The sequence below is a fragment of the Pseudomonas sp. AFG_SD02_1510_Pfu_092 genome, assembly GCF_003331055.1.
Classification (GTDB): domain Bacteria; phylum Pseudomonadota; class Gammaproteobacteria; order Pseudomonadales; family Pseudomonadaceae; genus Aquipseudomonas.
On sequence record NZ_PUQD01000058.1, the window covers coordinates 24,869 to 34,599 of the forward strand.

Below are 9,731 nucleotides of genomic sequence, written 5' to 3' on the forward strand. Positions count from 1 at the left end.
GCTCCGGAAGATGACTACAGCGTTGAATGCAGTCGTTTCTTACAGCGCCTGAACGAGGAATTTCCTACATGCCTGAAGTAACCCTGACCACCCTCAATGGCCTCAAGGCCAAGGGTGAAAAAATCACCATGCTGACCTGCTACGACGCGACCTTCGCCAAGGCCGCCAGCCAGGCCGGTGTAGAAGTGTTGCTGGTGGGCGACTCGCTGGGGATGGTCCTGCAAGGCCACGACAGCACACTGCCGGTGACCACCGCCGACATGGCCTATCACACCGCCAGCGTAAAACGTGGCAACGAAGGCGCGTTGATCCTCACCGACCTGCCGTTCATGGCGCATGCCACCCCGGAGCAGGCCTTTGCCAACAGCGCCACGCTGATGCAGGCCGGCGCCCACATGGTCAAGATCGAAGGCGCGGCCTGGCTGGCCGAGACCATTCGCCTGCTGGCCGAGCGGGGCGTGCCGGTGTGCGCGCACATGGGCCTGACCCCGCAGACCGTCAACGTGCTGGGCGGTTACAAGGTCCAGGGCCGCCAGGAAGTCCAGGCCCGGCAGATGCGCGCCGACGCCATCGCGCTGGAGCAGGCCGGTGCGGCCATGCTGCTGCTCGAATGCGTGCCCAGCGAGCTGGCCGCGGAAATCACCAATGCCGTGGGCATCCCGGTGATCGGCATTGGTGCCGGCAACGCCACCGATGGCCAGGTCTTGGTCCTGCACGACATGCTCGGCCTGTCGCTGAGCGGCCGGGTGCCGAAGTTCGTGAAGAATTTCATGCAGGGCCAGCCGGATATCCACAGCGCCCTGGTCGCCTACGTCGAGGCGGTCAAGCAAGTCAGTTTCCCAGGCAGCGAACACGGGTTCAGTGCATGAATACAGTCAAGACCGTCCGCGAGCTGCGCGCCGCAGTCGCACGCGCGCGCAGCGAAGGCAAGCGCATCGGCTTCGTGCCGACCATGGGTAACCTGCACAGCGGCCATGCCGCGCTGGTGACCAAGGCGGCGCAGCGCGCCGATTTCGTGGTCGCCAGCATCTTCGTCAACCCGCTGCAGTTCGGTGCCAACGAAGACCTCGACAAATACCCGCGCACCCTGGCCGCCGACCAGGAACGCCTGCTCCAGGCCGGCTGCAACCTGTTGTTCGCGCCGACCGTCGAAGAAATGTACCCCGACGGCATGAGCGGGCAAACCCGGGTCAGCGTGCCCCACCTCTCCGAAGGCCTGTGCGGCGCCAGCCGGCCCGGGCATTTCGAAGGTGTGGCTACTGTGGTGAGCAAGCTGTTCAACATGGTCCAGCCCGACCTTGCCGTGTTCGGCGAAAAGGACTTCCAGCAACTGGCGGTGATCCGTGCCATGGTGCGCGACCTGAACATGCCGATCCAGATCATCGGTGAGCCCACCGTGCGCGCCGACGACGGCCTGGCGCTGTCGTCGCGCAATGGCTACCTGACGCCGGAGCAGCGCGCTGCGGCGCCGGCGTTGTACCGCGTGTTACAGCAGATTGCCGCGGGCATCGGCCGCGGCCAGCGGGACTTCGCCGCGCTGGTTGCCGAAGGCCAGGCGCAGTTGACCGCCGCCGGGTTCCGCCCGGATTACCTGGAAGTGCGACATGCCGTGAGCCTGCGCCCGGCACTGATCGATGACCGCGACCTGGTGGTGATCGCTGCGGCCTATATGGGCAACACGCGCTTGATCGACAACCTGTACCTGCATGTGGACGACAAGACCGCGTAACGGCCTGGGGCTGCTTTGCAGCCCATTCGCCGGCAAGCCAGCTCCCACAGGGGCGCAAAGCGCCCCCAAATTCCCCTCGCCATACCCATTCCCTGCAAGTGGCCTTTGCCTATAATGGTGCCAGCCTGAACCCGGCCATGACTGCCGTGTCCAAGCCCTCACCACGCACCAAGGGAACCCCGCGCAATGGCGTATTACCGTACACCCCACGATGTGACGGCCCTGCCCGCCTGGCAGGCGCTTCAGCAACACCGCGACGCCATGCAAGGATTCAGCATGCGCGAAGCCTTCGCCGCCGACGCCAAACGCTTCGATCAGTTCTCGCTGAGCTGCTGCGGCCTGTTCCTCGACTACTCGAAAAACCTGATCACCGAAGAAAGCCGTGACCTGCTGGTCAACCTGGCCCATGAAGTGGGCCTGCAGGACGCCATCAAATCGATGTTCGGCGGCGAAATCATCAACGCCTCCGAAGGCCGCCCGGTGCTGCACACCGCCCTGCGCAGGCCGGTGGGTGACAAACTCAGCGTCAACGGCGTGAACGTCATGCCGGAAGTGCACAAGGTGCTCAACCAGATCACCGAACTGGTCGGCCGCATCCATGACGGCCTGTGGCGCGGCTACAGCGAAAAGCCGATCACCGATGTGGTCAACATCGGCATCGGTGGCTCGTTCCTCGGCCCCGAGCTGGTCTCCGAAGCGCTGCTGCCCTACGCCCAGCGCGGCGTACGCTGCCACTACCTGGCAAACATCGACGGTAGCGAATTCCACGAGCTGTCGGCCAACCTGCGCGCCGAAACCACCCTGTTCATCGTCTCGTCGAAGTCGTTCAACACCCTCGAGACCCTGAAGAACGCCATGGCCGCGCGTACCTGGTACCTGGCCCAGGGCGGCTCGGAAGCCGAGCTGTATCGCCACTTCATCGCCGTTTCCAGCAACAAGGCCGCCGCCGTGGCCTTCGGCATCCGCGAAGAGAACATCTTCCCGATGTGGGACTGGGTGGGCGGGCGCTACTCGCTGTGGTCGGCCATCGGCCTGCCGATCGCCCTGGCCATCGGTACCGCCAACTTCAAGGAGCTGTTGTCCGGCGCCTACACCATGGACCAGCACTTCCAGACCGCGCCGTTCGAAAAGAACATGCCGGTGCTGCTGGCCTTGCTGGGCGTGTGGTACGGCAACTTCTGGGGCGCGAACAGCCACGCGATCCTGCCATACGACCATTACCTGCGTAACATCACCAAGCACCTGCAACAGCTGGACATGGAGTCCAACGGCAAGAGCGTGCTGCAGGACGGCACCCCGGTGAAGACCGATACCGGCCCGGTGATCTGGGGCGGCGTCGGCTGCAACGGCCAGCACGCCTACCACCAGTTGCTGCACCAAGGCACCCAGCTGATTCCGGCCGACTTCATCGTGCCGGTGGTGAGCTTCAACCCGGTCGCCGACCACCACCAGTGGCTGTATGCCAACTGCCTGTCGCAGAGCCAGGCGCTGATGCTGGGCAAAACCCGCGAAGAAGCCGAAACCGAGCTGCGCGGCAAGGGCCTGAACGAAGCGGACATCGCAAAGCTCGCCCCGCACAAGGTGATCCCGGGCAACCGCCCGAGCAACACCTTGGTGGTAGAACGCATCAGCCCGCGCCGCCTGGGCGCACTGGTGGCGATGTACGAGCACAAGGTGTTCGTGCAGAGCGTGGTCTGGGGGATCAACGCCTTCGACCAATGGGGCGTGGAGCTGGGCAAAGAGCTGGGCAAGGGCGTCTACCAGCGCCTGGTCGGCAGCCTGGAAGACAGCGCCGAAGACGGCTCCACCCAAGGCCTGATCAACTACTTCCGCGGTCGCCACCGCGGTTGATCTGAACCTTCGCCCGCTCCCACAGGTACCGCACAGTCCCTGTGGGAGCGGGTTTACCCGCGAAGGGGCCGGCACAGGCGGAACACCTCTCCCAGCTACACTGTCCTATCGAATAGCCGTTGCAGTCCATCGCCCCTTACAAGAGCAGGACCATCCGCCATGTTCGATATCCGCAACTACCCCCAGGCCTTGGCCGTCAGCCAGTCTGCCGCCCTCTCCCCCGACGAGTACCGCCGCCTCTACCGCCAGTCGGTCGATGACCCCGACTCCTTCTGGGCCGAACAGGCCAAGCGCCTGGACTGGATCAAGCCCTGGTCGAGCGTGCAGCAATGCGACCTGAAGACCGGCAGCGCACGCTGGTTCGACGGCGGCCAGCTCAACGTCAGCTACAACTGCATCGACCGGCACCTGGCCCAGCGCGGCGCGCAGACCGCCCTGCTCTGGGAAGGTGACGACCCTGCAGACTCCAAGGCCATCAGCTACCGCGAACTGCATCGCCAGGTGTGTCGCCTGGCCAATGCACTGAAAGCGCGCGGGGTGAAGAAAGGCGACCGGGTGTGCATCTACATGCCGATGATCCCCGAGGCGGCCTACGCCATGCTCGCCTGTACCCGCATCGGTGCCATTCACTCGGTGGTGTTCGGCGGTTTTTCACCCGACGCCCTGCGCGACCGCATCCTCGACGCCGACTGCCGCACGGTGATCACCGCCGATGAAGGCGTGCGCGGTGGCAAGCGCATTGCGCTGAAACACAATGTCGACAAAGCCCTGGCCAGCTGCCCGGCGGTCAGCAGCGTGTTCGTGGTACGCCGCACCGGCGCTGATGTCGCCTGGGCCGAGGGGCGCGACCTGTGGTACCACGAGGCAACGGAAAACGCCGACGACGACTGCCCGGTGGAACCGATGGCGGCCGAAGACCCGCTGTTCATCCTCTACACCTCCGGCAGCACCGGCAAGCCCAAGGGCGTGCTGCACACCACCGGCGGCTACCTGCTACAGGCCACCCTCACGTTCAAGGTGGTGTTCGACTACCGTGAAGGCGAAGTGTTCTGGTGCACCGCCGACGTCGGCTGGGTCACCGGCCACAGTTACATCGTCTATGGCCCGCTGGCCAATGGCGCGATCTCGCTGATGTTCGAAGGCGTGCCCAACTACCCGGACACCTCACGCTTCTGGCAGGTGGTGGACAAGCACCAGGTGAACATTTTCTACACCGCCCCGACCGCCCTGCGCGCGTTGATGCGCGAAGGTGACGCGCCGCTGCAGGGCACGTCACGGCAGAGCCTGCGCCTGCTCGGCAGCGTCGGCGAGCCGATCAACCCGGAAGCCTGGGAATGGTACTTCGAAGCCGTCGGGCAAAAGCGCTGCCCCATCGTCGATACCTGGTGGCAAACCGAAACCGGCGGCATCATGCTCACCCCGCTGCCCGGCGCGCAGGTGCTCAAGCCCGGTTGCGCCACCCAGCCGATGTTCGGCGTGCAACCGGTGCTGCTGGACGAAAAGGGCAAGCTCATCGAAGGCCCCGGCGCCGGCCTGCTGGCGATCAAGGCCAGTTGGCCCGGGCAGATCCGTAGCGTCTACGGCGACCATCAGCGCATGGTCGACACCTATTTCAAACCGATGCCCGGCTATTACTTCACTGGCGACGGTGCCCGCCGGGATGCCGATGGCGACTACTGGATCACCGGGCGTATCGATGACGTGATCAACGTTTCCGGGCACCGCATCGGTACCGCCGAGGTGGAAAGCGCGCTAGTGCTGCATGACAGCGTCGCCGAAGCGGCGGTGGTGGGTTACCCCCACGACCTCAAGGGCCAGGGCGTTTATGCCTTCGTTACGCCGATGAATGGCGTAACCGCCGACGACGCGCTCAAGGCCGAACTGCTGGCCTTGGTCAGCAAGGAAATCGGCAGCTTCGCCAAGCCCGAACTGATCCAGTGGGCACCGGCATTGCCCAAGACCCGCTCAGGCAAGATCATGCGGCGTATACTGCGCAAGATCGCCTGCAACGAACTGGACAACCTCGGTGATACCTCGACCCTGGCCGACCCCAGCGTGGTGCAGGGCCTGATCGACAAACGCCTCAACCAGTAACCGGCGGCCGCTGTGCAGGGTCGCCCTGAACCACAGGTCGCCATGGAAGCCCTTCGCCGCCGTATCGAAACCCAGGTCATGAGCCTTACCGGGCTGGCCCTCGGCCAGCTCGACCTGGAGTCGCCCAAAGGGGACCCAGGCCTGTTCGGCCCGCACAGCATCAGCTGGAAGGTGCATGGCGACTTCCCGAGCATGCTGGTCGGCGGCATCAGTGCCCTGCTGTTGCAGTTGCTGCACCCGCTGGCGCTGGCCGGGGTGTGGGACCACTCCAACTTCCGCGAAGACCTGCTCGGCCGCCTGCGCCGCACCAGCCAGTTCATCTCCGGCACCACCTTCGGCGCCACCCGCGATGCCGAGTGGCTGATCGACAAGGTGCGCACCATCCACCTGCAGGTGACCGGCACCGCGCCGGATGGCCGCCCGTATGCAGCCAGCGACCCGGACCTGCTGACCTGGGTGCATGTGGCCGAAGTCAGCAGTTTCCTCGCCGCCCACCTGCGCTACTGCGACCCGCACCTTGCGCGCAGCGAACAGGATGCCTACTACGCAGAAATCGCCCTGATCGCCGAGCGCCTTGGCGCCCGTAACGTGCCGCGCTCCTGCCAGCAGGTCGCAGACTACCTGCAACGCATGCGCCCGCAGTTGCATTGCGACGCGCGCAGCCATGAGGTGGTCAAGGTGCTGCTGGATGCACCTGCCCCCAGCCGCCTGGCACGGCCGGTGGGCAAGCTGATGCTGCATGCCGGCATCGACCTGTTGCCGGGCTGGGCCCAGGGCCTGCTCGGCCTGCAGCACGGCCCGTTGCAGCGGCGCATGATCCGCCTGGGCCTGCAACGCACCGCGCCGGTACTGCGCTGGGCAATGCGCGACGGCTCGGCACACCGCGCCAAACGGCGCATGGGTGTCGAATGACGGCGAATGGTCGGCTCAGCGGAACTGATTTAACGTGCCATACTCCAAGCTCTCCGGCTTAGACAGACGAAGCGACACATGTACAAAGGATTGACTCGCGCCGCCGGCGCATTGCTGGCACTCGCAGCCCTCTACGGCCTTCTCGGCTTTCTCGTTGTCCCCGGTGTCGCGCTGCGCATCGCCAACCAGCAGTTGGCCCAGTACGCAACCGTGCCTGCCCACCTCGAACGGATCGAACTCAACCCCTTCAGCCTCGAGCTGACGCTGTGGGGCCTGCAGATCGGCGAGCCGGGCAAGGAACAGGTCGGCTTCGAGCGGTTGTACGCCAACCTCTCGCTCGACAGCCTGTGGAGCGGCGCCCTGCACCTGGAAACGGTGGAACTGGTCAAGCCGCGCAACGAGGTGCTGTTCGCCAAGGACGGCACCCTCAATCTGACCCGCCTGTTCAAGTTGCCCGCCAGCGAGGCCAAGCCCGACGAGCCGCCCAGCGACCCGTTCCCGCTGCGTATCGGCAGCATCAAACTCAGCGACGGCTACCTGCATTTCGAGGACCTGCGCCCGAGCGAGCCGATCGAGTTCCTCTACGACAACATGAACCTGGAGCTGAACAACCTCAGCACCTTGCCCAACGACAATGCCGACATGACCCTGGTGGCCCTGGGCCCCAACGGCGGGCGCATCGACTGGAAAGGCACCCTGAGCCTGGCGCCGATTGCCTCCGAGGGCACGCTGAAGGTCACCGACGGCAAGATGAAAGCGTTCTGGCCCTATGTGCGCGATACCGTGCCACTGGTGCTGGAAGACGGCGTGGTCAGCCTCGACACCCACTACAAGCTCAACCTCGCCAAGCAGACCGAACTGTTGCTGGACAACACCTCGCTGCGCATTGCACCGTTCGCCATCAAGGCCCCCGATGGCCGCCCGCTGGCGCGCCTGGCCAGCCTGGAGGTCAGCGAGACCTCGGTCGACCTGGTCAAGCAACGGGTCACCGTGGGCAAGGTCCGCAGCGAAAAACTGGAAACCTGGGCCGCGCTGGAAAAGGACGGCCAGCTCGATTGGCAAAAGCTGTTCGCCAGCCAGCCGACCAAGGCCACGCCCAAGGAAAAAGCCGAGCCGGCCACCGCCGAGCCCACGCCCGAACAGCAAGCCGCCAAGGAACCGAACAAGCCCTGGCAGGTGCTGCTCAAGGATGTGCAACTGCGCAACTACCTGGTACACCTGGCAGACCGCACCCAGAAGGAGCCGGTCGCCCTCGACATCGGCCCGCTCAACGCCGACCTGCAAGGTTTCGACAGCCTCAACCAGTCGCCTTTCACCCTCAGGCTCGATACCGGCGTGGGCAGGCAAGGCAAGCTGCAGGCCACCGGCCAGGTCAACCTGGCGCCGGTGTGGGCCAAACTGGACGTCAGCACCCGCGACATCGACCTGCGGGTGGCGCAGGCCTATATCAGCCCGTTCATCCTGCTGGAGCTGCGCAGCGGCATGCTCGCCAGCGACCTCAAGGTCGACCTGAAGAACACCGCTCCTCTGGCCTTCAGCGTGACCGGCAAGGCGCAGGTCAGCCAGCTGCACACCCTCGACACCATCAAGAGCCGCGACTTCGTCAAATGGCAGCAGGTGAACGTCGATGGCCTGTCGTACGTGCACGGCGACGCGCTGTCGATCGACAAGGTGACCCTGTTGCAGCCTTATGCGCGCTTCATCATCAACGAAGACCGCACCACCAATGTCAATGACCTGCTGATTCCGCAGCCGGCCGACGCCCCGGCGACCGGCCAGGCCAAGCCGGCCGCGGCCAGCAGCAACAAGCCGCTGGGTATCCACATCGGCCGGATCGACATCAACGACGGCTCGGCCAACTTCGCCGACCTGTCCCTTACCCCCAACTTCGCCACGGCCGTCCAGCAGCTCAACGGCCAGATCGGCACCATCGACAACCGCAAGCCGCTGCCGGCCAAGGTCGATGTCAAGGGTAAGGTCGACCGCTATGCACCGGTCACCATCAAAGGCGCCCTCAACCCGTTCGACCCGCTGGCCAGCCTGGACATCGCCACCAGCTTCAAGCGGGTCGAGCTGACCACGCTGACGCCCTACTCCGGCAAGTTCGCCGGTTTCCGTATCCGCAAGGGCCGGCTCAACCTCGACCTGCACTATGTGATCATCAACGGCCAGCTCAAGGCCGAGAACAAGGTGGTGGTGGAGCAGCTGCAGCTGGGCGAGAAGGTCGACAGCCCGGACGCCGTGGATTTGCCGATCCGCCTGGCGGTGGCGCTGCTGAAGGATACCGAAGGCAGGATATCGATCGAGCTGCCGGTATCGGGCGATCTCAACAACCCGCAGTTCAGCGTGATGCCGATCGTCTGGCAAACCCTGCGCAACCTGGTGTTGCGCGCGGCGCAGGCGCCGTTCAAGTTCATCGGCGGGCTGGTTGCCGGCGGCGGCTCGGAAGACCTCGGCAGCGTTGCCTTCGCCCCAGGCTCCAGCGAGCTCGGTGGCGATGCCCAGGCGGCGCTGGACAAGCTGGCCTCGGCGCTGAAAGAGCGCCCGGAGCTACGCCTGGAAATCGAAGGCACCAGCGCCCAGGCCAGCGATGGCCCACTGATCGCCCAGCAGCGCCTGGAGCGTGAGTATCAGGCCACCTGGTACAAGATCCTGCAACGCCGCGGTGACAAGGTGCCGGCCAATGCCTCGATGCTGGTGGTCGACGACAGTGACAAACCGGCGATGCTCGAAGGCATCTACCGCAACCGCCTGAAGCAGCAACCGCCCGCTGAATGGGAGCAACTGGGCCGCGACGAGCGCACCGCCAAGCTGCGTGAGGCGGTGATCAAGTCCTGGGCCGAGAGTACCGCGCTGCTGCGCACACTGGGCCAGGAGCGGGCCAGCAGCATCAAGGATTACCTGGTCGACAAGGGCCAGCTGGAAGATGACCGGGTGTACTTCATCGATACCAGCCTGGGGCAGCCGGAGAGCGATGGGCGGGTGGTGACGCCGATGCATCTGGATGCCGAATAATCTCTGCTAGCAGGTCTGGCCCCTTCGCGGGGGGGGGGCCCCCCCCCCCGGGGGGGGGGGGGGGGGGGGGGGGGGGCCCCCCCGCGCCAGCGGGGGGGGGGGGGGGGCGCCCCCCGCGCCCCCCCCCCCC

Annotated in this window: 6 protein-coding genes; all 6 read left to right on the forward strand. The window is 65.4% G+C overall.

Annotation, left to right across the window (positions count from 1 at the left end; translation table 11 throughout):
• Positions 1–68: 68 nt before the first annotated feature.
• Entirely contained in the window at positions 69–869 is an 801-nt protein-coding gene (gene panB / locus C6A77_RS20695; RefSeq protein WP_114171145.1) for a 3-methyl-2-oxobutanoate hydroxymethyltransferase, read from the forward strand.
• Positions 866–1,729: a pantoate--beta-alanine ligase gene (gene panC, locus C6A77_RS20700; RefSeq protein ID WP_114171146.1), complete on the forward strand. Its 864-nt coding sequence runs from the start codon at positions 866–868 to the stop codon at positions 1,727–1,729. The genes panB and panC overlap by 4 nt, the downstream gene beginning before the upstream one ends.
• Positions 1,730–1,915: 186 nt before the next feature.
• Positions 1,916–3,580: a glucose-6-phosphate isomerase gene (gene pgi / locus C6A77_RS20705; protein ID WP_114171147.1), complete on the forward strand. Its 1,665-nt coding sequence runs from the start codon at positions 1,916–1,918 to the stop codon at positions 3,578–3,580.
• Positions 3,581–3,739: 159 nt separating this feature from the next.
• On the forward strand, positions 3,740–5,674 hold the full coding sequence (gene acs, locus C6A77_RS20710) for an acetate--CoA ligase (protein WP_114171148.1): 1,935 nt from the start codon (positions 3,740–3,742) through the stop codon (positions 5,672–5,674).
• 42 nt (positions 5,675–5,716) lie between these two features.
• Positions 5,717–6,586 (forward strand): oxygenase MpaB family protein, encoded by an 870-nt coding sequence (locus C6A77_RS20715; protein ID WP_114171149.1) that lies wholly within the window; start codon positions 5,717–5,719, stop codon positions 6,584–6,586.
• A gap of 78 nt (positions 6,587–6,664) precedes the next feature.
• Positions 6,665–9,601 (forward strand): DUF748 domain-containing protein, encoded by a 2,937-nt coding sequence (locus tag C6A77_RS20720; RefSeq protein WP_114171150.1) that lies wholly within the window; start codon positions 6,665–6,667, stop codon positions 9,599–9,601.
• Positions 9,602–9,731: the final 130 nt, after the last annotated feature.